Annotated in this window: 20 protein-coding genes; 9 read left to right on the top strand and 11 right to left on the bottom strand. The window is 55.7% G+C overall.

Annotation, left to right across the window (positions count from 1 at the left end):
* Window positions 1-102 precede the first annotated feature (102 nt).
* Window positions 103-1,104, top strand: a complete 1,002-nt coding sequence (locus tag QGM61_RS05720; protein WP_281132277.1) for a hypothetical protein — start codon at window positions 103-105, stop codon at window positions 1,102-1,104.
* Here the strand turns inward: QGM61_RS05720 and QGM61_RS05715 are convergent, their stop codons facing one another.
* From QGM61_RS05715 to ilvD, 3 genes are read right to left on the bottom strand one after another with little or no spacing between them, the layout of a single operon-like run.
* Entirely contained in the window at window positions 1,105-2,481 is a 1,377-nt protein-coding gene (locus QGM61_RS05715) for an NTP/NDP exchange transporter (protein ID WP_281132276.1), read from the bottom strand.
* Window positions 2,482-2,531: 50 nt separating this feature from the next.
* On the bottom strand, window positions 2,532-3,482 hold the full coding sequence (gene corA / locus QGM61_RS05710; RefSeq protein WP_237133964.1) for a magnesium/cobalt transporter CorA: 951 nt from the start codon (window positions 3,480-3,482) through the stop codon (window positions 2,532-2,534).
* Window positions 3,483-3,494: 12 nt separating this feature from the next.
* Window positions 3,495-5,174, bottom strand: a complete 1,680-nt coding sequence (gene ilvD, locus QGM61_RS05705; RefSeq protein ID WP_281132275.1) for a dihydroxy-acid dehydratase — start codon at window positions 5,172-5,174, stop codon at window positions 3,495-3,497.
* Window positions 5,175-5,453: 279 nt separating this feature from the next.
* On the opposite strand from ilvD, the gene QGM61_RS05700 reads away from it, so the two are divergent.
* The 3 genes from QGM61_RS05700 to QGM61_RS05690 are packed head-to-tail and all read left to right on the top strand — an operon-like array spanning window position 5,454 to window position 10,034.
* Complete coding sequence (locus QGM61_RS05700; protein WP_281132274.1) at window positions 5,454-7,316, top strand: PQQ-binding-like beta-propeller repeat protein; 1,863 nt, start codon at window positions 5,454-5,456, stop codon at window positions 7,314-7,316.
* A 46-nt stretch (window positions 7,317-7,362) separates the two neighbouring features.
* A complete protein-coding gene (locus tag QGM61_RS05695) occupies window positions 7,363-9,537 on the top strand; it encodes a PQQ-dependent dehydrogenase, methanol/ethanol family (RefSeq protein WP_281132273.1) in 2,175 nt (724 codons plus the stop codon).
* Complete coding sequence (locus QGM61_RS05690; protein WP_237133968.1) at window positions 9,534-10,034, top strand: methylated-DNA--[protein]-cysteine S-methyltransferase; 501 nt, start codon at window positions 9,534-9,536, stop codon at window positions 10,032-10,034. Before QGM61_RS05695 ends, QGM61_RS05690 begins: the two co-directional genes overlap by 4 nt.
* A gap of 18 nt (window positions 10,035-10,052) precedes the next feature.
* On the opposite strand, the gene QGM61_RS05685 is transcribed toward QGM61_RS05690, so the two are convergent.
* Together QGM61_RS05685 and QGM61_RS05680 are read right to left on the bottom strand one after the other, a co-directional pair.
* Window positions 10,053-11,030 carry a diguanylate cyclase gene (locus QGM61_RS05685; protein ID WP_281132272.1) on the bottom strand — a complete coding sequence of 326 codons (978 nt, stop codon included), beginning with the start codon at window positions 11,028-11,030 and terminating at the stop codon, window positions 10,053-10,055.
* A gap of 12 nt (window positions 11,031-11,042) precedes the next feature.
* A complete protein-coding gene (locus QGM61_RS05680; protein ID WP_272907269.1) occupies window positions 11,043-12,053 on the bottom strand; it encodes a response regulator in 1,011 nt (336 codons plus the stop codon).
* Window positions 12,054-12,450: 397 nt separating this feature from the next.
* Here QGM61_RS05680 and QGM61_RS05675 point away from each other — a divergent pair, with 397 nt between their 5' ends.
* Window positions 12,451-13,851, top strand: coding sequence for an MATE family efflux transporter (locus QGM61_RS05675; RefSeq protein WP_281132271.1), 1,401 nt, complete (start codon window positions 12,451-12,453; stop codon window positions 13,849-13,851).
* Window positions 13,852-13,911: 60 nt separating this feature from the next.
* On the top strand, window positions 13,912-14,886 hold the full coding sequence (locus QGM61_RS05670) for an XdhC family protein (RefSeq protein ID WP_281132270.1): 975 nt from the start codon (window positions 13,912-13,914) through the stop codon (window positions 14,884-14,886).
* A 10-nt stretch (window positions 14,887-14,896) separates the two neighbouring features.
* Here the strand turns inward: QGM61_RS05670 and QGM61_RS05665 are convergent, their stop codons facing one another.
* The 3 genes from QGM61_RS05665 to QGM61_RS05655 all read right to left on the bottom strand — a co-directional run bounded on the left by QGM61_RS05665 (window position 14,897) and on the right by QGM61_RS05655 (window position 18,853).
* Window positions 14,897-15,520, bottom strand: coding sequence for an inorganic pyrophosphatase (locus tag QGM61_RS05665; RefSeq protein WP_281132269.1), 624 nt, complete (start codon window positions 15,518-15,520; stop codon window positions 14,897-14,899).
* A gap of 134 nt (window positions 15,521-15,654) precedes the next feature.
* Window positions 15,655-17,076 (bottom strand): amidase, encoded by a 1,422-nt coding sequence (locus tag QGM61_RS05660; RefSeq protein WP_281132268.1) that lies wholly within the window; start codon window positions 17,074-17,076, stop codon window positions 15,655-15,657.
* Between the two features lie 43 nt (window positions 17,077-17,119).
* The gene (locus QGM61_RS05655) at window positions 17,120-18,853 is read right to left on the bottom strand and encodes a CoA transferase (RefSeq protein WP_281132267.1); all 1,734 of its coding nucleotides are present in this window, start codon (window positions 18,851-18,853) and stop codon (window positions 17,120-17,122) included.
* A gap of 115 nt (window positions 18,854-18,968) precedes the next feature.
* Here QGM61_RS05655 and QGM61_RS05650 point away from each other — a divergent pair, with 115 nt between their 5' ends.
* Window positions 18,969-19,733 (top strand): SDR family NAD(P)-dependent oxidoreductase, encoded by a 765-nt coding sequence (locus QGM61_RS05650; RefSeq protein ID WP_281132266.1) that lies wholly within the window; start codon window positions 18,969-18,971, stop codon window positions 19,731-19,733.
* Window positions 19,734-19,737: 4 nt separating this feature from the next.
* On the opposite strand, the gene QGM61_RS05645 is transcribed toward QGM61_RS05650, so the two are convergent.
* Together QGM61_RS05645 and QGM61_RS05640 are read right to left on the bottom strand one after the other, a co-directional pair.
* Window positions 19,738-20,907: a PilT/PilU family type 4a pilus ATPase gene (locus QGM61_RS05645; protein ID WP_281132265.1), complete on the bottom strand. Its 1,170-nt coding sequence runs from the start codon at window positions 20,905-20,907 to the stop codon at window positions 19,738-19,740.
* A gap of 19 nt (window positions 20,908-20,926) precedes the next feature.
* Window positions 20,927-21,940, bottom strand: a complete 1,014-nt coding sequence (locus QGM61_RS05640; RefSeq protein ID WP_281132264.1) for an aspartate carbamoyltransferase — start codon at window positions 21,938-21,940, stop codon at window positions 20,927-20,929.
* Window positions 21,941-22,065: 125 nt separating this feature from the next.
* Between QGM61_RS05640 and sbcB the strand changes: the two genes are divergently transcribed.
* The gene (sbcB, locus tag QGM61_RS05635; protein ID WP_281132263.1) at window positions 22,066-23,580 is read left to right on the top strand and encodes an exodeoxyribonuclease I; all 1,515 of its coding nucleotides are present in this window, start codon (window positions 22,066-22,068) and stop codon (window positions 23,578-23,580) included.
* Between the two features lie 41 nt (window positions 23,581-23,621).
* The gene (locus QGM61_RS05630) at window positions 23,622-24,803 is read left to right on the top strand and encodes a 1-acyl-sn-glycerol-3-phosphate acyltransferase (RefSeq protein ID WP_281132262.1); all 1,182 of its coding nucleotides are present in this window, start codon (window positions 23,622-23,624) and stop codon (window positions 24,801-24,803) included.
* Window positions 24,804-24,811: 8 nt separating this feature from the next.
* On the opposite strand, the gene QGM61_RS05625 is transcribed toward QGM61_RS05630, so the two are convergent.
* Complete coding sequence (locus tag QGM61_RS05625; protein WP_281132261.1) at window positions 24,812-26,731, bottom strand: DUF349 domain-containing protein; 1,920 nt, start codon at window positions 26,729-26,731, stop codon at window positions 24,812-24,814.
* Between the last annotated feature and the right edge of the window lie 42 nt (window positions 26,732-26,773).

The raw sequence follows: 26,773 nt of genomic DNA, 5'->3' as shown, positions 1-26,773 counted from the left end.
AAGAAATCTTTTTAAACTGACGGCGACGCTGGGCGTTGCCAGCGTTTATGCCATGTCGAGCCATGCTTCGACCCCCAGGAAAGGGGGCAATGGATGGCTGCCATGGGTGAGTCGGGCCTCCGGGCTTTTTGTTCATCCGGCAGTGATTTTGGCGAGATGGTCAACCGGGCCGTCAGTTATCAGACTGCTCAGCGTTTGTATCAGGGAGCGCAGGGTCGTCCTGGGGCACCTGACGCTGATGATATGCGCTCGCGGAGCAATACCTGGGTAACTCAGAATGACTCCCTGATTCCGATCTTTGATAATGTGGCCCGTCCTGTGTTCGGGCGTGTGCTGGTTCGAGTGGCCGGCCGCGATGAACCGGGCAGGGTACAGAGCCGCAGTGACCGTCTTGACCTCGGAATCCTGTATGCACCGACGGCGCAGTGTTTTGTCAGCATTGGCATTGGTGCCGAGGAAACGACAGCGGATATTCTGTATGCCGATGGTCGGTCCCGGGGGCAGTCTTTCGGACCACGTTTTGATGCAGGCATGTCGTTTGGGCCCGTGTGGTCAGCCGGTATTCGATACGACCACCTTAAGTATCAGGGTGACAGCGAGGTCAATGTAAATACACCTGCTGGCCGCCTGAATATCGCTCGGGACAATGAATACACACGGCAGTATCTGCAGGCAGACCTGATCGGACGTTTTTACCCCAATCAACTGCCATTTCTACCTGAGCGTTCAGTGCTGCGATGGACCACGAGTCTGCAGATGCTGGACAATCGCTACGAGCAGTTTACTGACAGCCTCGGGCGACAGACCTCCGAGCCCTTCGGTCACCACGAGCGGCTCTCATTGCTGCGCAGCGGCTTTAATGTCAGTCGCTCTTTCCGTGAGGGAAGTGACTGGAGCATGTTTGGCGAGCTGGCCTACGACTATCAGTTTGATACCAATATGGCCTTTCCGATTGATGACCGCTCTGTTGTGACAGGAACGGTTGGAATTGTCAGGCAGCTGGCACGTGGCAAGCGTGTGCAGGTGTTCTACGACTACTACCATCACACACGCGATCGCCGCTCAAGAAGCAATATTTCGCTGATCGGCGTCATCGACTTCTGATCAGCGACTGTCTGCCTGCTCCTGATAGGTATCTTTGTATTTGCGGCCCAGCCAGAGCGCAAGGAAAAACCATAACAGTGAGACAGGCAGCATTGTCAAGGCGAGACCCGTCAGTCCCATGCCAAACCATGCCATCGCGGTATACGACCAGGCTCCGACCTGATCGCCGACCCGGTACACAAAGGTATCGTTGAAGTTTTTGGCCTTGTATTTGTCAGTGCGTGACACGACCGTATACAGTGACTCACGCGCGGGGCGCTGAATGGCAAAGTTGCCGGCGCGTCTGATCACGTCGAAAGTAATGACCACGAGTAACACCGGTGCAACGGCGAGCATGCCGAAGCCGACAAAACTTACCACCGGCAGTAATGCCAGACTCACCCCGATGCCCAGCCAGCGCAGAATGCGACCGGTCAGAAACATCTGCACGACCAGTGTAATTGAGTTGACAATCACATCGCGGTTAGCGAACAGCTGTGTACGGGCTACCCGGTCATCACCAAAAGCTTCATTGACGATGGCGATCTGCGCAAAATACAGATAGGTCGACACGATGGTAAACATCAGCATCAATAGCGCAATACCGAGCAGGTAAGGTGAGCGCATCACATGCGTCAGTCCCTCCCAGACACCGCCACCAATGATTTCTTTCTGTTTGTCGCTGACCTGTTGCGTGAGGGTGGCGGCATCGGGTCTTTCGATATTCCGCATGTCTTTGTCCTGACCTGTTGCTTCATCATCGATGGCAGCCATGGCAAGGGATTGTTCGTTGTCGCTGAGATAACGTGAGACACGCGCAGCGATCTCCAGCAGGGCGGCGGATACCAGCAGCAGAGTTACCGGCCCCAGTGCTGAAGAGAGGATGGAGGTAATTGTTGACCCCATCAGGGCACCTGCGGTACCGCCGACAGCTATGACTCCGAACAGCCGTTTACTTTGCGAGGGGCGGAATACGTCGTTGACCAGCGACCAGAACACCGACACTACAAACAGATTGAATACGCTGGCCCAGATAAAAAACACGCGGCCGGCCCAGACTTCACTGATGCCATCAAGCGCCTGAAAGGCCAGATAGAATATGATCAGCTGGGCGATAAAAAAGCGATAAACCAGAGCAATGAACTGCCGTCGGGTAAAACGCGCCACCATGGCGGTATACACGGGGTGCAACAGCATCATGCCAATCAGCGTGCCGGTAAACAGCCAGGCGAGGTTCTCGACGCCGCCAGCAGCGCCCATATCATCGCGAATGGGGCGGATAATGTAATAGGCGCAGAGCAGCAGGAAATAATACAGGGCTGAAAGAAACAGCGAAGGGCCTTCGCCCTGACGGATGTTGATGGATCGATTGACCAGCGCGTGCCACGTAGACTTCATGATGACCCCATCACATATGTTTTTGTTATTTATAGCGTCAGGTTCTTACGTTACAGCCAGCCTTTCAGTTTAAAAAACACATACGGCGCGACACCGGACAGCACCATCAATCCCAGTGCCCAGGGGTAGCCCATGCTCCATTCCAGCTCCGGAATAAAGTCGAAGTTCATGCCATAGATGCTGGCAATCACTGTGGGCGGCAGAAACACCACTGCGGCAATAGAGAAGGTCTTGATGATCTGGTTCTGCTGGATGCTGATAAAACCCTGAGCAGCGTCCATCAGGAAGTTGATTTTGTCGAATACAAAGCTGTTGTGTGGCAACAGTGAATCGATGTCACGTAGCAGTTCGCGTGCGGTTTCAGCGTGGACCGCCGACAGTTTGCCCCGCCGCAGCAGGAAGCTTAGCGCCCGTTGGGTGTCCATCAGGCAGAGACGGACCTTGCCGTTGGTGTCCTCCTGGCGGGCCAGTTCGTCCAGTGCGTCCTCGATATCTGTGTCGTTATCTTCCAGTACCAGGTTGCTGGTTTCCTCAAGCTGGGTATAAACCTCTTCCAGCGTATCGGCCAGGTCATCGATCTTGATTTCGAACAGGCTGAGAAGAATGGCTACCGGATCTTCAGCCAGTCCACGAAGACGCCGACCACGCATACGCATCAGACGGAACGCAGGAATCTCGCGCTCCCTGAGTGTAATAAGCTGTGTGTCTGTCAGGGTAAACGCAACGCTGGTGTTGCGATGGCGCTCATCGCTCTTGTGCAAAAAAAGTGAGTGAACGTGCAGGCCGGCTTCGTCCTGGTAGGAGCGCGCGGAGGCCTCGATCTCCTCAACGTCTTCAGTGTCTGGCAGCGGTTGGCTATGCAGGCTTTCGATCAGGTTGCGTTCATCGTCATCCGGGTTGACCAGGTCCAGCCACATCGCCGCGGCCAGTGAGTCACTGGTAATCTCGCCCTGGCTGGGTATCAGATGTCGCTGTTTATCCAGCTGGTATCGAATCAGCATACTGGTGCCCCTTTAGATATCGCGATCGGTAACAGCGCCGTCGGACGCCGAGGCAACGGTGCGCGCGTATTTTGCCAGCACGCCGCGCTTATAGCGAGGGGCTGGGGGCTGCCAGCTCTTCAATCTGTTTTCTATTTCACTGTCGTCAACATGCAGTGTGATCTGGCACGTCTCCGCGTCGATGGTGATCAGGTCGCCATCTTCTACGATGGCGATGGGGCCACCGACAAAGGCTTCCGGCGTCACATGACCGACCACGAATCCATGGCTGCCACCAGAGAATCGGCCGTCTGTAATAAGTGCCACATCCTTGCCAAGGCCACGCCCCATGATGGCAGATGTGGGGCTCAACATTTCACGCATACCGGGGCCGCCACGCGGGCCTTCGTAACGAATAACAATCACATCACCTGAGACAACGCTGCCATCAAGGATGCCCTTAAGAGAGTCTTCTTCCGACTGAAACACGCGTGCTCGCCCAGTAAAGGTCAGGCCTTCCTTGCCAGTGATCTTGGCGACGGCACCTTCGGGGGCCAGGTTGCCCTTCATGACCACCAGATGGCTGTCTTTCTTGATGGGTTTGTCGAAAGAATAGATTATTTTCTGATCGTCCGGATAGGGCGCCACATCAGCCAGGTTTTCCGCCAGCGTTTTACCCGTTACCGTAAGGCAATTGCCATCCAGCATGCCGGCATCCAGCATGCGCTTCATCAATGGCTGGATGCCGCCGATCTCGATCAGCTCGGACATCAGGTACTGACCGCTGGGGCGCAGGTCGGCAAGCACTGGTGTGGTTTTTCCGATTCTGCTGAAATCATCCAGCGTGATGGTCACGCCTATCGTGTGTGCCATGGCAATCAGGTGCAACACGGCGTTAGTGGATCCGCCCAGCGCAATGACGACCTTGATGGCATTTTCAAAGGCTGCCCGTGTCATGATGTCGGAGGGTTTGATGTCCCGTTCGATCAGATTCATGATGGCCGCACCTGCCCTCAGGCAGTCGTCCTGCTTTTCTTTGGAGATGGCATTCTGGGCTGAGCTGTTAGGCAGACTCATGCCGAGAGCCTCGATTGCTGAGGCCATGGTGTTGGCTGTATACATGCCACCACAGGAGCCGGGGCCAGGGATGGCGGTTTCCTCAATCTGGCGCAGTTCGATATCGGAGACATTGCCAGCTGCATGACCGCCCACCGCTTCAAAAACCGAAACGATGTCGGTGTGGTTCTTGCCTGGCAGGATGGTGCCGCCATAAATGAACAGAGAAGGGCGGTTCAACCTTGCCAGCCCCATCAGGCAGCCAGGCATGTTTTTGTCACAGCCGCCAATAGCGATGATGCCGTCGTGCCCCATGCAGCCGGATACCGCTTCTATGGAGTCGGCAATGATTTCCCGGGACACCAGAGAATACTTCATGCCTTCGGTACCCATGGATATGCCATCGGATATTGTGATCGTGTTGTAGATGACACCCTTGCCGCTGGCACTGTCGACGCCTCGATTGACGTGCTCGGCAAGGTCGTTGATATGCATGTTGCACGGCGTCACCATGCTCCAGGTGGAGGCAATTCCGATCTGGGGTTTGCGGAAGTCTTCGCGCGTGAAACCGACGGCGTGCAACATGGCGCGGCTTGCCGCGTGCTCGACACCATCGACAACCTGGCTGGAGTATTTGCGTGTCTTATCGTTACTCATCGGCTGTCACTCCTTCAGGGCTTGCATGTGCTTGTTATGGCAGGGACTTTCTTGCCGCGAACTATACACTATCGGGCTGTCCGAGGGCCAGAAGCGTATGACTTTGCCGTATCCAGCACTCGGCAGATCGATCATGTGTTCGCTTTGATGGGCGATTGCGGTAACATCGAAGGATAAAATCAGGTGCCTTTCCGGTCGTTGTCAGGCGGGCATTACTGATTACAGTAAACCAAGAATGTTTACGCCTAATATGACGCTTTATGTTGATAGGGGAGTGGTATGTTAAAACACAGTCGGCGCTTGCTCGCATCGCTGTTCATTGGCTCATTGCTGGTTAATGCCGCATTGGTGGCTGGTGTTCAGGCTGCAGAAAATCTGGATGGTGACAGTCTCTATACCCAGTACTGTGCCATGTGTCATACCGCCCCACAGGATGACCGGACTCCACCTCGCGACTCTCTGACAACTTATACCGCAAACAGCATTTTTCGTGCTTTGACAGAAGGTATCATGCAACCGCAGGGCGCCGCGCTGACGGCTGAACAGCGTATTGCCCTGTCCGAGTATCTGGCCGGCGAACCGATGCGCGAGGAGAGCACTGAAATGTCTGTCGCATCGTCCCGCTGTGAGCTGCCCATGCCAGAATTTGACCTGTCACTGGCCAGTAACTGGAATGGCTGGGGTAACGGCTTGAGCAATCCCCGCCACCAGGCTGCGACGGGCACCGCCATCAATGCCAGCAATATTGATCAACTGGAGCTGGTCTGGGCTTACGGGCTGGAAAACGCATCCGTCGCGCGCGCTCAGCCAACCATCATCAATGATGTGATGATCCTGGGCAGCACCAGTGGTGAAGTGCGCGCCATGAATCTGGAAACCGGCTGTGACTACTGGACCTATGAGGCACCACGCGAAGTGCGGGCCGCGGTCACCATTGCTTTCTCCAGTACACATGACACCTGGCTGGCAGTGATCGCCGACGTGTCGAACCAGCTGCATGTCCTGGATGCACGGACTGGCGAGCTGAAGTGGAGTGCCGAGGTTGACCCGCATCCCTACGCGGTCAGCACAGGTTCACCCGTTGTTTATGACAACAAAATCTTTGTGCCAGTGTCTTCGGCTGAAGTCAGTGCTGCCGGTCGGCCTGACCATCACTGCTGTACGTTCCGCGGTAATGTTGCGGCGTTTGATCTCGATACCGGTATCAAGCTGTGGCATACCTATGTCATGGAAGAGGCAACACTGGCAGGTGAGAACAGTCTCGGCAACCCATTCTATGCTCCGTCGGGCGCACCTATCTGGCAGGCCCCGAGTATCGACCCCGAGCGCCGCATCGTCTATGCCGGCACCGGGCAGAACTACAGTCGCCCGGCCAGCAACAGCAGCGACTCGGTGATTGCATTTAATATGGACAGTGGTGATATCGAATGGATCCATCAGACCACGCCCGATGATGCGTTTACCATGGCCTGTGCGCTGGGGCGTGAGCACCCCAACTGCCCGGACGCTGGTCCGGATGTCGACATCGGTGCACCCATCGTGACAACAACCCTGTCCAACGGGCAGGATATCGTGGTCGCCGGCACCAAGGGTGCAGTCCTGGTCGGACTGGATCCCGACAACAATGGCGAATTGCTGTGGTCAACACGAGTGGGTCGTGGTGGCGCTCTGGGTGGCATCCACTGGGGTATGAGTTTTGATGGTGATGTGCTGTATGTGCCGGTTTCTGATCGCGGTGGTCTGAACAGCAACGGCATCACCCCGATGCCCGGCCTGCACGCTGTAGACATGAAAACCGGTGAAGTGCTCTGGTATGCACCGGCACCTGAGCGCTGTCAGGAAGGACAGCAGGGCTGCATGGAGGCCTACTCTGGCCCGGTTACCAGCAGTGACGATGTTGTGATCGCCAGCTCACTGAATGGCCATCTGTTTGCACACGATGCGCAGACCGGCGAGCTGGTCTGGGAATTCAACACAGTTCAGGACTATCAGACCATCAATAATGTGGAGACACGAGGTGGTTCCATCGATGCCACCGGTCCAGTGCTGTCTGGCGAATACATGGTAGTGAGTTCTGGTTACGCAACATTCAGCCAGATGCCCGGCAATGCGATTCTGGTCTTCAAGCTGCGATCTGAATAATAACTCGAAAAATAACAAAACAGTCTGCTGCGAGCAGGGGGAATAGATGATCAAACAAACACACTTGAGTCTGGTGGCCGCTGCCGCCTTACTGTTGGCAGCCTGCGGTCCTGCAGAGCAGACTGCTCCCACGCAAACGCAAAGCGCGCCGGTGGAGACGCCATCCTATCCGGCCTATCAGGCATCGGTGACTACTGAGCGGCTGGTTAATGCGGATAACGAACCCGGCCAGTGGATGTCCACTGGACGTTCGTACTGGGAACAACGCTACTCACCGCTGGATCAGATCAACGAAGACACTGTCTCTGACCTGGGCCTGGTGTGGTCGGCAGACCTCGATACCAGCCGTGGTCAGGAAGCAACACCCATCATGGTGGACGGTGCCCTGTACGTCACCACTGCCTGGAGCATGGTGAAAGCCTATGATGCGCGCACAGGCGAGCTGCTCTGGGAATTTGATCCGGAAGTGGATCGTGCACGAGGCGTGGACGCCTGCTGTGACGTGGTCAACCGTGGCGTTGCCGTATGGGATGGCAAAGTCTTTTTCGGCGCGCTGGATGGTCGCCTGATTGCGCTGGACGCTGATACCGGTGAACAGGTCTGGAGTGTGGTGACCACGGATCAGAGCCAGCCCTATACCATCACCGGCGCGCCGCGCATCATCGATGGCAAGGTCATTATCGGTAATGGCGGTGGTGAATACGGCGTACGTGGTTACATCACCGCCTATGATGCCAACAATGGTGACGAAATGTGGCGCTTCTTCACGGTGCCGGGCAATCCTGAGGATGGATTTGAACAGCCGGAGCTGGAGTGGGCAGCCGATACCTGGACCGGCGAGTGGTGGGTCATGGGTGGCGGTGGCACCGTCTGGGACTCCATGGCCTACGATCCCGATTCAAACCTGCTCTACATCGGCGTGGGCAACGGCTCTCCCTGGAACCAGTCACTGCGCAGCCCCGGCGGCGGTGATAACCTGTTCCTGACTTCAATTGTGGCGGTCAATCCTGATGACGGCAGTTACGTCTGGCATTATCAGACCGTACCTGGCGAGACCTGGGACTACACGGCTACCCAGCAGATCATCGTAGCTGACCTGAATATCGGCGGTGAAACACGCCGGGTTGTGATGCAGGCGCCCAAGAACGGTTTCTTCTATGTCCTGGATGCTTTGACTGGACGTCTGCTGTCTGCTGAGAACTTCGTGCCGGTGACCTGGGCCAGCCATATTGACCTGGAAACCGGCCGACCCGTCGAAATTCCTGAGGCGCGCTACAACGAAACAGGCGTTCCGGTCATCGTGTCACCCGGTGCATTGGGTGGACACAACTGGTATCCCATGTCGTTCAGCCAGAAAACCAATCTGGTGTATCTGCCTGCGACTGAAAACTACATGGGATACGTAGCCCAGCCCGAATTTGAGAGATCGGAGCGCGGCTGGAACACCGGTACCGACATGGCTGAAGGCGCACGTCTGGTAGCAGCGGCCGGCGACGCCGCGCCGCAGCGCAGTGCCTACCTGCTGGCCTGGGATCCGGTAGCGCAGCGCGAGGTGTGGCGTCAGCCTCAGCTGGTGCCGACTGCAGCAGCCGGTGTGATGTCCACTGCCGGCGGCCTGGTATTCCAGGGCAACGCGGCTGGCGAATTTGTTGCCTATCGCGATACCGATGGTGAGCGCCTGTGGTCGCACATCACGCAATCCCACACCGTGGCAGCACCGATCAGCTACATGCTGGATGGCACCCAGTATGTTGCGGTAGTGACAGGTTCACGCGCCTTGCCACAGGTTGGACCGGGTGCGATTGGATCTACCACGCGTGAATCCAGCAACAACTCCCGTGTGCTGGTCTACGCACTGCAGGGTGATCACCAGTTGCCGACCGAAATCGCGGTAGCGGAAGAGCAGGAGCTGAATCCTCCGGCGCTTGTTGCCAACAATGAGATGCTGGCTCAGGGCGAGCAGACGTACGGTCGCTTCTGCAGCGTCTGTCACGGTAACAATGCGGCCAGTGATGGCGCCGGCGTGTTCCCTGATCTGCGTTATTCCGAGCGCCTGCATGACCTGGAAGAGTGGAATGCGGTAGTGCTGGAAGGTGAACTGGCGGACGGCGGCATGGTCTCATTCTCCGGTCAGCTGGAACCGTCGGACTCTGCCGCTATCCGGCAATATGTCATTTCCCGCGCAATCGCGCTGTCAGATGAGCTGCGCTCACAACAGTGAGCACTACTTACTATAGTGTCTACGAGTCTCCGGTCGGCAGTCTGCTGCTGGCCGGAGATGGCAGTGCACTGACGCTGATTGGTTTTCCCTCTGGCAAGGCTGCGCGTCAGCCTCAACCTGACTGGATGCGTCGCAATGAAGCATTCAAACAGGTCAAGCAACAACTGCAGGCTTACTTTGCTGGGGAGTTAAAATCTTTTGATCTGAATCTGGCGCCGCAGGGCACTGATTTTCAACGCCAGGTCTGGCAGGCCCTGCAACAGATTCCCTATGGCGCTACAGCCAGTTACGGTGACATCGCCAGGCAGATAGGCAGGCCTGATGCCAGCCGTGCAGTTGGTGCAGCCAATGGGCAGAATCCCATCCCGATAGTCATTCCCTGCCACCGCGTTATTGGCAGTGACGGCTCATTAACCGGGTTTGGGGGAGGGCTGGCTTGCAAGCGGCAGTTGCTGGTGCTAGAACAGCAGCACTCGCCATTTGATTTACTGGGTTAGCTGCTCCACAGACCTTGCTTAGCTTCTGTTGGCATGTGACTGGTTGCGTCCGGCTTTCTTGGCCAGATAGAGCGCCTGGTCGCTCTTCTCTATCCACTCCTGATAGGCGTTCATGTCAGGGTTCAGCGTACTGATACCCAGGCTTATTGTGACGCGCAGGCTCTTTTCTTCCCACTCGATAACAGTATCGGAGAGTTTTTTGCGCAAGCGCTCTGCGTATACCAATGCCTGGTCGATATGGGTTTCGGGCAGAATGATGCCGAATTCTTCGCCACCGTAACGCCCGGCAGTATCCGTTGAACGTCGGAATCGCTTCAGAAGACGGCCAACCACGCGAAGAACTTCATCTCCGGCCTGATGACCATGTGTGTCATTAAATGTCTTGAAGTGATCGATGTCGAACATGATCAGGGAGGCAGGTCGCTGGCTGCGTTTACAGCGCAGAAACTCCTGCTCAAGACACTCTCCCCAGAAGCCACGGTTGAAGACATCTGTCAGCTTGTCGGTGCGGCTGACAAGTTTGAGGGTGTCATTGGCGGCCTCAAGCTCTTTTTTCCGCGTGGCTATTTCAGTCACGTCATAGATCAGCAGGCAGACCTGTGAAACCGTGTTGTTGAGGCCGTGCAGCGGGATCAGCGTGACGTTCTGGTACATCTTGTCCGAGTGGCCTGTCAGCGGGCGTGTGCTCTTGAAATCAAATAGTCTGGGATGTTCCTCCCAGGTGCAGAACGCCCGGCTCTGAAGCTTGAAAACAGAGTCAATTTTCCGGGTCAGCCAGCTGCGCGGCAGGTCAGGAAACAGCTCGAACAGATTGCGATCACGGGCGTCGCTGATGGGGATACCGCTGTGGTTCTCCATGAAGCTGTTCCACAGCTGTACATTGTAATTCTCGTCCAGCAGGATCAGGCCATTGTCCAGTGTCTGCAAAAGCTGCATCAGCAGATGCAGGCGCTGGGTGCTGTCAGGGGATTCGGATGACAATGTCTGAAGTGGCATGCAGGTGTCTCGTCAGTCAGACGCACTGATCAGCTGAACACGGCTGGTCAGTGCGGGTATGGAATCGGAAGTCAGCAACAGCAGCAGGTGACACTCCAGAACCGGATGCATCATCTGATAGGTGATGGTGACAGCGAGCACATCCTGTTCGTTGTGCTCACTGTCCAGTAATTCAGCGCATTGCAGGTTGTGGCCCAGCACAGCAGGGTAGCTGTGGTTGAAATCCAGATCGAGCTGCTGGCTGATGCCTTTTAGACAGGCCCCGACCAGAAGCTCAGAAAGATCTGTCAGAATGCCGGCATCGGTATCGGCCTTGGCTGGCAGGTCGCTGGCGACCAGTGTGCGCAGTTCGCTCATCTGGTCGGTCCTCATCAGCAGCACACCCTCGCCAGCGATGCCATTGCCACTGAAACCGTGGGATACAGCACTCATTCCGGTACCATCTGCATAGCTGAGGTGTCGCGGAAGTGTTTTATACGCGCACTCGAGCACATCAGGTACTGGCAGCCCAATAAAGGTGTCCAGCAGGTCACTAAGGTGGCTGCCAGCCTGTCCCATGGCGACGTTGATGACTTCGCGGAAAGCTTCCTTAAAGTCAGGTGATTGCAGCGCGTCACCGTCAACAATGTGGGCGTGGGCGTCTTCATTGGCAGCGGCATCATAGATGCCATAGCGCTCGAGCAATTCCTGAATCTGATCAGCGGTTACGGGCTTTTTGATAAAGTCCAGTGCCCCCTTGGACATGACGCGCCGTCGAGCCTCTGTCTGTATATCGCCGGAAACCACCAGTACCAGTGTTGGCAGGTCTTCCTGTCGGATGATTTCCAGCACTTCGTAGCCATTCATTACCGGCATGTTGAGATCCAGAAACAGCAGATCACCCTTGCCCTGGCGGATCATGTCGATGGCTTCCTGGCCGTTCTCGGCAAAGGTGATTTCAACATCCCAGTTTTCCGGGAGTGAACGCGCCATCTGGCGTCGTGCCAGTCTGGAGTCGTCACATATTAATACGGGTAAGGTCATCCGTGGGTGGTTCCGATACGTTGCTGGAGATCGCTGTCAAAAGCCCTCTACTGTAACACACTGTGACAAATTTAGGTAAAGACAAGCGACAGAATTCGGGATTATACTTCGATGAACTCTATTGAGTAACTACACAGGAGTAGATTTCCATGAAGCTGGTACGACTAAAGATAGCAGCAGCCTGGTGAGACAAGGAGTGTTGTGAATTTAATGTGATCGCTCCGCATCGACGCATTTCACTTTCTCATTAAACCCCGCCTCATTGTTTCACCTTCGGTATTAAACCCGGGTTCCACGCACCCGACCTTTTGTATTCCAGACCAGTCAGAGCTTTCAGCACATCGGAATGATGCCGGCAGCGGCTGACATGACTGCGTCCGACTACCGGATTTGAAACATGTTTGCAAAATTAAAAGCAGGTCTGAGCCTGTTCAAACAAGCGCTGGTGGGTAATGCCAGCATCAACTACACAGAAGGCTCGATCGCACGCGCCACCTTCCTGCTGTCCGTTCCGATGATTCTGGAAATGGCCATGGAGTCGGTGTTCGCGATCGTGGATATCTTTTTTGTTGCCGGGCTCGGCGCGGATGCGGTTGCTACCGTTGGCCTGACCGAAGCAGTGATTTCTCTGCTGTACGCTGTCGCGATTGGCATCAGCATGGCCGCAACCGCACTGGTGGCCCGTCGAATTGGTGAACAGAACAAACTCGCTGCTGCCCAGGCGGCCGGACAGGCACTCTGGATTGGTCTGTTTGTGTCGAGCGTGGTGGGGGTGCTCGGGTTCTTTTACGCCGATCGCATACTCGCTCTGATGGGTGCCAGTGACAATGTCATTGCGACGGGCGAAACCTATACGCGCATCATGTTCAGTGGCGCGTTTACGATCGTCTTTCTGTTCCTCAACAATGCCATCTTCCGTGGCGCAGGTGATGCCAGTATCGCCATGCGCTCGCTGGTTCTGGCCAACGGTATCAACATAGTCCTGGACCCAATGCTGATTTACGGCTGGGGTCCTTTCCCGGAAATGGGGCTGACGGGTGCTGCTGTTGCCACCAATATTGGGCGTGGCGTCGGGGTTGCCTACCAGCTGTATTATCTGTGCTCGCACAACCGCCGTATTCGGGTGGCTTTGTCAGATCTGGTACTCAGACTGGGCATTGTGCTGCAACTTTGCCGTATATCGGTAGGTGGTATTGCGCAGTACCTGATTGCGACAGCGAGCTGGGTGTTTTTGATGCGTTTGGTCTCGCTGAATAGTGCCGATGCAGTGGCAGGTTACACGATTGCCATCCGTGTCATTCTGTTTGTGATCCTGCCATCGTGGGGGCTCAGCAATGCTGTTGCGACTCTGGTGGGGCAGAACCTGGGGGCCGGCAAGCCAGATCGCGCAGAACGCACTGTCTGGCAGGTGGCACGTTACAACCTGATGTACATGGGTTCAGTGGCGCTGGTGCTGATACTGATGCCGTCCTGGGTCATGAGCTTTTTCAGCCAGGACCCCGAGGTAGTCAGAAACGGTATCCAGAGCCTGCGTATCCTCAGTTATGGTTTTGTTTTTCTGGCGATCGGCTCAGTGGTAACGCAGGCATTTAATGGCGCCGGTGACACCATGACGCCGACCTGGATGAACGTAACCGCCTTCTGGATTGTGCAGATTCCCCTTGCCTGGAGCCTTTCTCAGGGAGCCGGCTGGGGGCCAGAGGGTGTATACTGGTCTGTCTTTATTGCCGATGCCACAATGAGTGTTCTGGGTATTGTGCTGTTCATGCGGGGCAGCTGGAAGACGCGCTATGTCTGAGGAATCTGTCATTGCTGCGCTGAACGTAGTATCGCTCAAACTCAAAAAGTCAGGATAGTTATGCAAAGCAGTCAACACCACATCATCAACCGGGTCGCGGCCTGGCTTCGTCAGGATAAAGCCGTATGGTTATGTACCATCCTCAAGACCTGGGGCTCTTCACCGCGTCCTGTCGGCGCCATGATGGCCTGCACGCCCGATGGCGAGCTGGTCGGTTCGATCTCTGGTGGCTGTATTGAAGAAGACTTTTTGCAGCAGCTGCGGGATGGCAGCCTGAAGCAGCAATACCAGGAAAATCCGCGACCCTTTGTTGTTCATTATGGCGTGTCCGCTGAAGAGCAGGCGCGCCTGCGCCTTCCCTGTGGTGGACAACTGCACGTGCTGGTAGAGTTCCTGGCGCCGGACGACGCACAGCGCCAGGTTTTCGATGCGCTGGACCAGGCGCTCAACAATCATCGTCCCATCAGCCGTCGCGTTGACCTTGAATCCGGCGCAGTGACGACACTCGATGAAACCTCGGATGAGGCGGTGCTGGTTGATGATCAACAGATGATCCACAGTCTGAGTCCTCGCTATAAACTGCTTCTGCTGGGCGCCGGAGATGTCGCCCGTTATGTAGCAGAGCTGGCGCTGGTAATGGACTATGAGGTGACGCTGTGTGATCCGCGCCCCGCCTATCTGGACAACTGGCACGTCGAGGGCGTGCACCTCTCGACAGAGTTGCCGGACGATCTGGTACGTGATGGGTTCAGCGACCCCTACAGCGGCATCATTGCTCTCGCGCATGATCCGCGTGTTGATGATATGGCCTTGATGGAGGCCCTGAAGACGCCGGCGTTTTACATTGGTGCCATGGGCTCTGACCGAACCTCGGCCAATCGACGCGAGCGACTGCCGGAGCTGGGACTATCTGAGGACGAGATCAATCGCCTGCATGCACCGATTGGTTTCCAGATTGGCAGCAAAACCCCGGCTGAGATCGCAATCGCGATCCTTGCCGAGGTTACTGCGGTCAGGCATGGACTAAAAGTCTGACCGTTTGCGATCACTCCTGCTCTTGCAGGTGACCGTAGTCCTGATCGTAGTCGGCCATTGACGCTGCGATGACTTCAGCGGCGCGGTCGAAGCCGTAAGGCTCGCCGATTGTGACCTTGTTTTCTTTGCCGGGCACCATCTTGTAGGTGCGGAAGTAGTGAGCGATGCGATGAATCATGATGGGCGGCAGCTCGCTGATTTCATTGACATGGCCAAACGCAGGGTCATCTACCAGGACGGCAATAATCTTGTCGTCAGCCTCGCCACCATCGTTCATTGGCAGGCCACCAACCACTTTTGCTTTCATCAGAATTTCTGTGCGGTCTATGGCTCGTTCGCTGATCACACAGATGTCCAACGGGTCGCCATCGCCACATTCAGCGCCAGGCATCAGATCGCGTACACGATCGCCACAGTAGGTCCGCGGGATAAATCCGTACAGCGTGGGCTGTTGTGCGGAAGTCGGCTGAGGTCTGTCGACACACAGGTATCCCGAATCCTTGTCAATTTCATACTTCATCTGATCAAAGGGGCTGATTTCAATGTAGGCGGTAACAATACGCGGAACATCCGGGCCAGCAGCAATGCCGTGCCATGGGTGAGGGCGCCAGCGGGAAAACTTGGTTTTGCTCATCTTCGATCAGTATCCTGTGTCAGTAGGTGAATGGTTGACAAAAAATCGGCTTGCCGGGTACCGCATGCCGACAATAGCGCACCTTTTAAATAACAATCGGTGCCAAAAAGGCGCGCATTATAACAACAGCAGGGTCAGCTTGCAGCAACCGGCACAACGCCCTCAATTAATGTGTTGGCCAGTTGCAGCAGCGTCTGATCGCCTCCCCAGGCGGTACTGAACATCACCCCGATGGGCAAACCCTGCTGGCTCTTCCCCAGCGGCAGCGAGATGCTGGGCTGGCCGGTGCCGTTAAACAGTGCAGTAAACGGGCTGTAAGCGGCATAGCGGCTGGCGTATTCGCGCATGTCCTGACTGTTCATGTCCAGCCAGCCCAGAGGGGCCGTCGGGCGCGCCAGCACCGGAGACAGTACCAGATCATACTGCTGATGGAAGTCTGCCATTTGCCGCTCTATCTGTTTCAGTGTGTCGATTGCCTGCAGGTATTCCCGGGCTGTGGCCTTGATACCGCGCGCGACCATTCGTAGCACTGACTCGGACAACTGTGCGTCTTTGAGTTCCTGCTGTTTCTGCTCCAGCAGGGGCGCGATGATCTGGGCTGCATGAATGTTGATAAGGACCGCCATGGCACTGCCTGCGGCCGCGTAGTCCACGGGCGGTGCGATGAGCGCGATCTGATGTCCCATGGCTTCACATCGACGGGCGGTTCCCTCTACAGCGGCCTGACATTCAGGGTGAATTGCGCCGCCGCCTGGGTGTTCCAGCTGCACAGCGATGGTCAGCTTGCCTGGTGTCCGCTGGCAGGCATCAGTAAAGCTTGAAGGCTGCGGTGGCAGGGCAAACAGGTCCGGCCTGGACAGCTTCTGTATATCCAGAAACGCGGCACTGTCGCGTACCGAACGGCAGACAACATGGCTGACGCTCATGCCACTCCAGGCGTTGCCCATGTCAGGCTCCGTTACGGTCAGACCACGGCTTGGTTTGAGACCAATCAGCCCGCAACAGGCGGCTGGTACACGTATGGAACCACCACCATCGCTGGCGTCGGCGGCGGGTACAATACCGGCAGCGACGGCACTGGCAGAGCCGCCGCTGCTGCCACCTGCACTGAATTCAGGGTTATGCGGATTGCGGCACAGGTCAAACAGCGACCACTCTGTGGTTATGGTCAGGCAAAGCTCTGGCGTGTTGCTGCTGGCAAAGGGAAGCAGCCCGGCAGCGAAGTAACGTTGTGCAATCCGGCTGTGCTGGCGGGCGACATTGTCTCGAAGCAATGGAGTGCTTCGTGTGTAGGGCCAGTCCTTGACGGCATTGACCTCTTTGATCACAAATGGAACACCCGCCAGTGGTCCATCGCCTGGCTCGTGATCCTGTCGCCGGGCAAGCTCCATTGCCGATCTGTCTTCACGATGCACCAGTGCGTTCAGCTTCGGGTTGACGGCGTCTGCCCTGGCGCAGGCGATGGTCAGCAATTCCTCGGCAGTGACTTCCTTTTCCCGGCACAACTGTGCCAGGCCGGTCGCGTCGTATTTGAGATACTCGTCAATCGTCAGCATTTAATTTCCTTGGTCAGCTTATTCGTATCAATTGAATTGTATGTCAATCAAGCACAGTGACATTGCGCCCGGCCGATTTGGCTTCAGTGAGCATGTCGTCGAGCTGTCGCAACAAAGCGCTAATATCTTTATCAGCTGTCATGGTGATGATGGCAATGCTTACAGTAAGCTTCATGGACTGTTCGTCATCGTCCGGACTGACATCAGTAAGTGTCTGGTGTAAACGGTCCGCCACCGCTCCTGCCTGGTGCTTGTCTGTTGCTGGCAGCAGTATGAGAAACTCCCTATCGCCCCAACGGCAGACAACATCGTACTGGCGAAAAACGCTGTTACAGATCTCTGCGAATCTGACCAGTACCTGATCACCCATTTCGTGGCCATATTGCTCATTGATATGCCGGAAATGATCGATGTTGGCCAGCAGCAGACAGGCAGTGCGGTCGCCGCGCTGAATCCGGGCGTGTTCCTGTCGCAATCGTTCAGAAAAGCTGCGCCGATTGTTAAGTCCGGTCAAAGAATCAGTGGTCTCCAGCTTTTCCAGTCTGCTCTTCAGGTACTGAACCTCTTGCTGCAGTGCCGCAGCCTGATTGGCTTCCGTATCGGAGGTGAGAGTTCTGACCGACGGCAATTCTGCCGACCAGCGCTGCATGACGGCATCGATGTCGGTGACAGTTGGGCTTGCGCCGCAGCCGGAGGGGGTGCGGGAAAAGCGTGGTGCCGGCGCAGGTTGATATTTACCAGATTGGCCAGACAGACTGACAAAAGTCTCGCGTGCCCTGTTGTGTGGGTGCTCTGGCGCTTCCGACATGCTTAGCACAGGTGCGAAGCAGGCGTCAGTTCCCTCCAGTAATTCACACCACTGATCGCGCGAGTGCGTTGCGAATAGATGCTTTAGCTGTTCCTGCATGCGAGGCCAGCTGCTCTGATTCATTTGCTCAAACAACAGGGCATTTTCCTTGTCGGCCCTGACTCCGCAACGCAGCAGCAGCTCCTCATAGAACTGAGGTTCAATCGGCGCAATGCTGATAAATTTACCATCAGCACATTTATAGCACTGATAGAAGGGCGCACCGCCATCGAGCAGATTTTTTCCTGGTAGCTGTGTCCAGCGTCCGGAGTTATACAGCGCATAGGGTAGTGACATCAACAGCGCGGTACCGTCACTCATCGCGGCATCTATCACCTGGCCCCTGGACGATTTTGTGCGTTCATGCAGGGCAGCAAGCACACCCGACAGCAACAGCATGCCGCCACCACCATAGTCACCAACAAGGTTGAGTGGTGGGCGAGGTGGGGTCTCTCCATCTGCCATGGCATGCAGGGCGCCACTCAAGGCGATGTAATTGAGATCATGGCCAGCCGCTGCAGCCAGAGGACCCTGCTGGCCCCAGCCGGTCATGCGCCCATAAATAAGCCGCGGATTGTCCGCCATGCACGGCTCCGGCCCCAGGCCAAGCCGCTCCATCACGCCGGGGCGGAATCCCTCCAGTAATACATCCGCCTGTGCAATGAGTCGACGTGCCTGCTCAAGATCGCCAGTTTTTTTAAGGTTCAGTGTGAGATTCTGCCGACCGCGATCCATGGCATTGGGCGAGCTTTCGTCTTTGCTTTTTGAGCGGTCGATACGAACAACGTCGGCACCCATGTCGGCCAGCATCATTGCAGTAAACGGAACCGGGCCGATGGCGGCCATCTCCACAACTTTCAGACCCTGCAGCGGGCCGCCTGGTTTTTCCTGCGACTGCTGGATGCTGTTGTTGTCTGATCTTGGTGTCATTGTTGTTTTTCTCACCCGGTGTTGATCTTGTTTTAAGTGCGCTATCAATAAGCACTTGCTTCAACTGTTTGCATCTTACATGCTTGCATAATTGACTGCATGCGGAGGTTTTACCATGGAGATTCAGGAAAAAACAGCATTTGTGACAGGCGCTGCCTCAGGCCTGGGGCTTGCGGCTACCCGGGCGCTGGTCGCCAGTGGCGCGAAAGTGCTGATGTTTGACCGTGATGAAGAACGGCTGCTTGAAGCTGCAGCGAGCGTGGCGGGGGAAGTGGCCTGGCAGGCTGGCGACATTACAGACGAGCAGAGTGTGCAGGGTGCCATTGATTCTGCAATGCAGAAGTTTGGCGGGCTGCATATCAATATCAATTGTGCTGGTATCGGTGGTGCTGCCAAAACCGTGGGCCGAGATGGCCCCATGCCGCTTGATATGTTTCGCCGAATTGTCGATGTAAATCTGATTGGTACGTTCAACGTACTGCGTCTGTGTGCCGCTGCCATGTGCCAGCGAGAGCTTGAGGGTGATGCAGATCGGGGAGTGATCATCAATGTTGCTTCGGTGGCAGCCTTCGATGGGCAGCGCGGCCAGGCTGCGTACAGCGCCGCCAAGGGCGGACTGGTCGGCATGACGCTGCCAATTGCGAGAGATCTGGCTCGCGACCAGATACGGATCATGACAGTCGCCCCCGGTGTGTTTTCAACACCGATGATGCAGGCGGCTCCTGAACAGGTTCGAGACGCCCTGGTGCAGTCTATTCAGTATCCCAAACGGATGGGCCTGCCGGAAGAATTTGCCGACCTGGCGCTATCCATTGTCAGAAATCGCTACCTGAACGGCGAGGTGATCCGCCTGGACGGTGGCGTGCGAATGCCGCCATGAAGCTTCAGTCTTTGGGGCGCAGCGACAAACCGCTGTAGTCGATATTGGTGTTTTCCTTTTTGCTCTGAGCGCTGTTGTCCTGCTGGCTGACATCAGCAGATGTACTCAGCTTCCCGCCACCGGCCAGTTCAAGTCGCAGCCGCAGATTGTTCCTGGAATCGGCATTGCGCAGTGCTTCGTCTATGGAAATGCGGCCATCTCGGACCAGGCCAAACAGGGCTGAGTCAAATGTGCGCATACCCTGTTCTTCCGATTTCTCCATAACCTCTTTGATCTCGTCAACTTTCCCCTGACGAATAAGGTCGGTCACCCGCGGCGTACCGAGCAGGATTTCGAAAGCTGCCGCCCTGCGACCATCAGTTGAGGGAATAAGCCGTTGCGAGATCAGGCCGCGAAGATTCAGCGACAGGTCCATAAACAGCTGCCGATGACGCTCTTCCGGGAAAAAATTGATAATTCTGTCCAGAGCCTGATTGGCATTGTTGGCATGTAACGTTGCCAGGCAGAGATGGCCGGTTTCTGCAAACGCGATAGCATGTTCCATGGTGTCCTGGCCGCGGATTTCACCGATCAGGATCACGTCGGGTGCCTGGCGCAGGGTGTTTTTCAGGGCATTCTGATAATTGAGAGTATCTATGCCGACTTCGCGCTGACTGATCAAAGACTTCTGGTGCGGATAGATGAATTCTATGGGGTCTTCCACTGTGACGATGTGGCCACTGTCATGGGCATTTCGATGATTGATCAAGGCCGCCAGTGAGGTTGACTTGCCGGTACCCGTGCCGCCAACAAACAGGATCAGGCCGCGTTTTTCCATGACCAGCTGTTTAAGAATGTCAGGGTGTCCCAATTGCTGTGGGGTGGGAATGTCAGTCTTGATATGTCTGAAAACAAGTGCAGTCTGTCCGCGCTGGCGATAGACATTGACTCGAAAACGGCCGACGTCCGGTTCCAGCCATGCCAGATTCATTTCGGACTCGCGCCGGAACTGCTCTGCCTGTTCGCTCGACATGATGTGGCTTGCCAGCGCTTCCGTGTCGCGTTCGCTGACGGGCGAGTCTGATATCGCACTGACCTTGCCGAAAACCTTGATGCTGGCCGGCGCACCGACGGTCACAAAAAGATCCGAGGCTTCTTTGGCCACCATCGTGCTCAACAGGTTCTGAAGGTCCATGTGTGTATCTCCTGACGGCTCAGAAGCGGCGTTCTGTATACCAGTTGACGTCGCGAGCGTGTTTATCAACCTGATCTGCAACATCCAGCGTCAGTGCGAACAATGCCATACGTACCAGCACTCCATTGTCTGTCTGGCGAAAAATGGCCAGATTGGGGTGTTGGTTCAGATCATTATCGAGCTCGTTGGCATCGTCACGAGAATCACGGGGCAGTGGGTGCATGATGACCGTGTTGGGCTGACAGTAACGTGTGTAGATTGCCTGGTTAAGGCGGAAGCGTCCCCGGTAGAGATCGGCTTCCATCTTGCTGGCGAAACGTTCTTCCTGGATCCGTGTCAGGTACACGATGTCATTGGCGGTCAGGCCTGACTCCATGTCTTCGGTTTCCACCACTTCGTGACCACGCTGACGGAGTTCTTCAACGATCTCTTCCGGCATGCGTAATTCCCTGGGTGAAATCAGGGTAAAGCGAATATTGCTGTACAGGCTGACCAGCTGGGACAGCGAGTGGACCGTGCGGCCGTGTTTAAGGTCGCCGACCATTGCCAGATGCATGCCGTCGATACCCTGCTGGCGTGACATCAGTTCGCGCTTGATGGTGTAAAGATCCAGCAGGGCCTGACTGGGGTGTTCATTGGGGCCATCGCCGGCGTTCAGTACCGGTACCCGGCTGGCTCTTGAAAACTCAGCGACCGAGCCAGCCTGGGGGTGGCGCATGACAATGATGTCGCTATAGCCGCTCATTACACGTCCAGTGTCGTAGAGAGACTCGCCTTTGGTCAGCGAGCTGGCTTTGATATCGGTTGTCTCTCGCACTTCACCGCCCAGCAGATTAAAGGCGCAACCGAAGCTGACGCGCGTGCGGGTACTCGGTTCGAAAAACATATTGCCGAGAATGGCGCCATCAAGCACTTTGGTTACCCGTTCACGGTGCGCGTAGGGGCGCATGGCGCTGGCAACGTCGAAGATGCGCTCGACATCGCTGCGTTCGAACTGGGACACACTGATGATGTGGGCTCCTGGAAAATGCATAGCTGGTTTCCCTGCAAAGATGGTGACACGACGCCCTGAACAAATCCGGGCGAATGATTTCTGTCGCCAAGTTTACACCACTTGAGGCACTTCAATAACCGGCCTTCGTGCTATATTCCGGAGCCATGACTTCGAATCAGCACCCCCGACACCCAGGCAATGGCTCAGGGCCCAGTCTTTACTGGCATGACTATGAGGCTTTTGGCGCGGACGCACGCCGCGACCGTGCCTGCCAGTTTGCCGGTATTCGCACTGACATGGATCTGAATGAGGTTGGTGAACCTCTGATTATCTACTGTCAGCCGGCCCTCGATTATCTGCCTCACCCTCAGGCTTGCCTGATTACCGGGATTACGCCGCAACTCGCGCAGCGAGAAGGCCTGCCAGAAGCGGAGTTCATCCGACAGATTCACGCGCAGTTTAGCCAGCCACAAACCTGTGGCGTGGGTTACAACAGTATTCGTTACGATGACGAGATGACGCGTCAGCTGCTGTATCGCAACCTTTACGACCCCTACGAACGTGAGTGGAAGAATGGCAATTCCCGGTGGGATCTGATGGATGTGATGCGCCTTTGTCATGCCCTGCGTCCCGCGGGCCTGCAGTGGCCGCAACGAAGCGACGGAGGTGTTTCATTCCGTCTTGAGGACCTGAGCCAGGCCAACGGGATTGATCATGCCAACGCACACGATGCGCTGGCTGATGTGCGTGCCACTATCGGTCTTGCTCGCTGTGTCAGACAGTCGCAACCGAAACTTTATGATTTCGCATTTGAGCTGCGGCGCAAACACAGTGTCAGTGCACAGCTGGATCTGGCCTCACATCGGCCAGTGTTGCACGTCAGTGGCATGTACCCCGTTGCACAGGGCTGCCTGACAATTGCCATGCCACTGGCTGCGCACCCAAGCGACGCAAACGGTGTCTTGCTTTACGACCTGATGATCGATCCCGGGCCCTGGCTTGACTGCGATGAGGCGGCACTCCGGCAGGCGATGTTCACGCCTGCGTCGGAGCGGTCGGAAGGGGAGCGACGCCTGCCGGTGACCACGGTCCACCTCAATCGCAGCCCGATGCTGGCACCAATGGCGACACTGGACCAGAAGCGCATGCAGGAACTGGGCATTGACATGTCAGTTGCTCGCCAACACTGGGAGAAAATTCATTCTCAGCCGGACTTCATGCGCCGGATTGCCAGTGCCATGGTCAGTGAGCAGGTGCCATCTGTGCAGATTGATCCAGACTTCATGATCTACAGTGGTGGTTTTTTCAGCGACGCTGATAAACGCCTGCTACAGAAGGTCAGGCAGCTCGACGTGCAGACCTTGAAACAACAGTTTTCTGCAATAACGGCTCAGTTTCGCGATGGGCGATTGCCGGAAATGCTGTTTCGCTATCGTGCGCGCAATTTCCCGTCCACGCTTGATGTAACTGAGCAGCAGCGCTGGCAGGAATTCTGCAGGCAGCGGCTGCAGCTGGCAGAACCTGATGATACCGACACCCTGGCTGGTCTCAGTGTGCAACAGTGCCGCCGGGAGATTTCTTTGTTGCGTCAAGAGCTTGGCAGCGAGTCAGATAAGCTGCAGATACTGGATGCACTGGAGCAATGGATCGAGTCAGTTTGCCTGAAACTGGCAAAATGAGTAGAATCGCGCGCACTCGCATCGCCATGGCTGAATAACTAATGACAGAGTCTTTAGCAGACACACAGCAACAGGATCCATTTCACGATATTCGTCCTTATCACGATGACGAGATCAGGCCAGTTCTGGACCAGTTACTGTCCGACAAAGACTTTATCCGCAGTATTGCTCATTTTAATTACCCGCGGGCGCATCGCATGCTGCCAGCAGTGCTGGAATTTCTGGCACGACGCAAGTTGCGTGAGCAACTGCAAAGCGTTCACAACGTGGCAACGATGCAGGATGTCATTGCGGGTTATATGGATCGCATGATCGAGCGAACCACAACCGCGCTGACCCACAGCGGTCTCGACCAGTTATCGAAGGACAAATCCTATCTCTTTATCAGCAACCATCGCGACATCGCAATGGACCCGGCATTTGTCAATTACATGCTGTATCACGCGGGTTTTGACACACTCTATATTGCGATTGGCGACAACCTGCTCAAGCGACCATTTGTTACAGATCTGATGCGGTTGAACAAAAGCTTTATTGTTAAACGCTCCCTGAAAGGACGCGAGCTGCTGAAATCGAGCAAGCAGCTATCGGCCTATATTCATCATTGCGTGGAAATCAATCGCAATGTCTGGATTGCCCAGCGAGAAGGTCGCGCCAAAGATGGCATTGACAGGACCGAAACGGCGCTGTTGAAAATGCTCGCCATGCATAAGCGCAGCGCGGGTCTGGCGCAGTCACTTAATGAGCTGCACATTGTTCCGGTTTCCATCTCTTACCAGTTTGATCCCTGTGACGCGATGAAAGCCGATGAGCTATATCAGAAACAGACAACCGGCACGTATATCAAAACCGAAAAGAGTGATATCGACAGTATCGTAACGGGTATGGTTGGATTCAAGGGTGATGTGCATGTTGCGTTCGGATCAGAGCTGAAGCTTGAAACCGACGATGATGAACAGGTCGCGGCAATGATTGATCAGCAGGTCGTGAATAACTACCGTCTGCAACAGACCAATCTGATGGCCTATCGACAATTGCGTGAACAGGGCGATAGTGATCTGCCGGCATTAAACGAGGAAGGTGAGCAACAGCTTGCCAGCCTGCCACAGGATGCAGCGGTGACCGAACGGTTTCAGCAGCGCATAGCGGCCATGCCGAAAGAAATTCAGCCGCTGGCTCTGCGTATGTATGCCAACCCGGTGGTCAGCCGCTTCCGGCGTTAAAAGTTGTTTCAGGCACGTTGACGGACGCGTTGCAGTCGCTCTGAAAACGAGGCACGATCCATCTCGGTTAGCGGACCACTGCAGATAAGATGCATCTCAGCCTGCTGTACATTCTCCAGACGCTCTTTCTGGGTCGCTGGCATTCTTCCCAGACCTTTCTGAAGCTGGTTCAGCTGCTGCTGCATGCGCAGTGCTTTATCGCTGGCAGGGGAATCCACCCCGCACATGATCTCGGCATCCACGCAGAGTAATCGCATCGCGTCTGCCTGTTGCCGTGCGGCTGCCTTGATAGTCTTGCCGTCGTCCGGGGCTGCGGCGACGTGAGCAAGCAGTTGTTGAAGTCGCTGTTCGAGCAGATTGCCAAGTGCCGGGTCACCCACTGAGTCAAAGGCCTGCCACTGAGTAGTGATTTCATCGGCAGTCTCGGTGACCGCTTTTTTGCCCAGCAGCTTTGCTTCGAGTTTCTGACAGTACTCCGCACGTGCCGTAATCAACTGCATCAGCTGCATGGTTTTTCTGTCGGGCAGCGTTTTCATTCTCGCATCAAACCGTCTGGCCAGTTTATTGAACTGATCCTGGAGGTTCTTGCGCTGCGCCTTCATGTCGGGGCTAAGTGCTGCCCTGAAAGCTTTGCTGAGGTCGTTGTACTGAGCTCTGGCGTCAGCGAACTGCTCGTCGTCCAGGGCCATCAGTGCATTCAGCTGTCCAATGATCTTGCGCGCTTCATTCTCAGCTTTATTACCCTGATTGCGCTGCTCGCGTGACACCTGGTCACGGCGTGCGAACAAGGCATCGCAGGCACCTCTGAACTCGGTCCAGAGTTTGCGGTCATCCTGGTAGGAGCCCGGGCCCAGAGCTTTCCAGTCTGCCTGCAACTTTTTTGCCTGATTGATGGCCGCCGCCAGGTCAGCCTCTTCAACCAGCGCTTTGGCCTGGTCGATCAGCGCCTGCTTCTGCGCGTTGTGTAATTGCAGAGCAGAGCGCTTCTGTTGTTTGAGGGCATTCAGGACGTTATTGAATCGTTGCTGCAGGCTTTTGATCTTGTTCTGGGCAACTGGCGCAAACTTTTTCCAGTCGGTGCGTGCCTGCTGTTCCAGTTTGACCGCTTCCTGAAGATCAATTGCCTGTTCAGGCTTGTCAGCGAGGGTGGCGACGTATGCCTCAAGCTGTTCGCAGATATTGGTGCGGGCTATCAGGTTGGCTGCCTGCTTCTCTTTACGTTCTTTGAAATAGACTTTACAGGGCTCAAATGCAGTTTTGCCCAGCTCACTGAATTGCAGCCAAAGCTCATCGTTGTCATCTGAATGGCCCAGCAGTTTCCATTCGTCCTGTAGTTCACGGATCAGTTTGGCCTTGGCAGCGGGGGCTGATTCGTCAGTTGTCAGCGCTCGCATTTTTTCGATCAGTTCGCGTTTCTTTTCTGATGCCGCGAACTTCTTCCAGTCCAGTAATTTGGTCAGCTCGGCTTTCAGCGGGGCGAGCAGTTCCTGCAGGCGCAGCTGTTCAGTTTCTGTAAGCTTCTTTAATGTATTCTGATTGCGATCCCAAAGACTCTGTGCTTCACGCAAACGTCCATCAGTCAGCAACTGTTGCAGTGTTGCCTGGGACTTTTCGACCTCCGACACCATGGATGCCTGCCAGTCGTGGTGCTGGGCAATTCGCTCGGCAACTGTACTGGCCAGTGCCTGCAGGGCGGGGTCGTCTGCACGAGACTCTTCGCTCATCAGGGCTGCAAGGCGGGTCTGCAACACTAGCAATGTCGGCAGGTCTTTATATGATGTATTGGGAATCGCGTTTTGCAGCTTTTCCTGTTCGGACACAGATGGCCGCGCCGGACGACTTTCGGTGGCGTCTGCGGTGGGCGTATCAGGCTGGCTGGTTGCCTCCTGCTGGGTTACTGCGTCATCATGTGGTGTCGAAGAAGTCATAAAGGCTGCTCTCCCTGATCGGCCCCGTATCATACCAGACAG

Origin of the sequence: Pseudohongiella sp. SYSU M77423, from assembly GCF_029911965.1 — a bacterium.
GTDB lineage: Bacteria > Pseudomonadota > Gammaproteobacteria > Pseudomonadales > Pseudohongiellaceae > Pseudohongiella.
This window is presented reverse-complemented; position numbering and strand designations above follow the sequence as displayed.

Coding starts and splice junctions, on each gene's coding strand:
- QGM61_RS05720 (WP_281132277.1), top strand. CDS start 103: ATGGGTGAGTCGGGCCTCCGGGCTTTTTGTTCATCCGGCAGTGATTTT.
- QGM61_RS05715 (WP_281132276.1), bottom strand. CDS start 2,481: ATGAAGTCTACGTGGCACGCGCTGGTCAATCGATCCATCAACATCCGT.
- corA (WP_237133964.1), bottom strand. CDS start 3,482: ATGCTGATTCGATACCAGCTGGATAAACAGCGACATCTGATACCCAGC.
- ilvD (WP_281132275.1), bottom strand. CDS start 5,174: ATGAGTAACGATAAGACACGCAAATACTCCAGCCAGGTTGTCGATGGT.
- QGM61_RS05700 (WP_281132274.1), top strand. CDS start 5,454: ATGTTAAAACACAGTCGGCGCTTGCTCGCATCGCTGTTCATTGGCTCA.
- QGM61_RS05695 (WP_281132273.1), top strand. CDS start 7,363: ATGATCAAACAAACACACTTGAGTCTGGTGGCCGCTGCCGCCTTACTG.
- QGM61_RS05685 (WP_281132272.1), bottom strand. CDS start 11,030: ATGCCACTTCAGACATTGTCATCCGAATCCCCTGACAGCACCCAGCGC.
- QGM61_RS05680 (WP_272907269.1), bottom strand. CDS start 12,053: ATGACCTTACCCGTATTAATATGTGACGACTCCAGACTGGCACGACGC.
- QGM61_RS05675 (WP_281132271.1), top strand. CDS start 12,451: ATGTTTGCAAAATTAAAAGCAGGTCTGAGCCTGTTCAAACAAGCGCTG.
- QGM61_RS05670 (WP_281132270.1), top strand. CDS start 13,912: ATGCAAAGCAGTCAACACCACATCATCAACCGGGTCGCGGCCTGGCTT.
- QGM61_RS05665 (WP_281132269.1), bottom strand. CDS start 15,520: ATGAGCAAAACCAAGTTTTCCCGCTGGCGCCCTCACCCATGGCACGGC.
- QGM61_RS05660 (WP_281132268.1), bottom strand. CDS start 17,076: ATGCTGACGATTGACGAGTATCTCAAATACGACGCGACCGGCCTGGCA.
- QGM61_RS05655 (WP_281132267.1), bottom strand. CDS start 18,853: ATGACACCAAGATCAGACAACAACAGCATCCAGCAGTCGCAGGAAAAA.
- QGM61_RS05650 (WP_281132266.1), top strand. CDS start 18,969: ATGGAGATTCAGGAAAAAACAGCATTTGTGACAGGCGCTGCCTCAGGC.
- QGM61_RS05645 (WP_281132265.1), bottom strand. CDS start 20,907: ATGGACCTTCAGAACCTGTTGAGCACGATGGTGGCCAAAGAAGCCTCG.
- QGM61_RS05640 (WP_281132264.1), bottom strand. CDS start 21,940: ATGCATTTTCCAGGAGCCCACATCATCAGTGTGTCCCAGTTCGAACGC.
- sbcB (WP_281132263.1), top strand. CDS start 22,066: ATGACTTCGAATCAGCACCCCCGACACCCAGGCAATGGCTCAGGGCCC.
- QGM61_RS05630 (WP_281132262.1), top strand. CDS start 23,622: ATGACAGAGTCTTTAGCAGACACACAGCAACAGGATCCATTTCACGAT.
- QGM61_RS05625 (WP_281132261.1), bottom strand. CDS start 26,731: ATGACTTCTTCGACACCACATGATGACGCAGTAACCCAGCAGGAGGCA.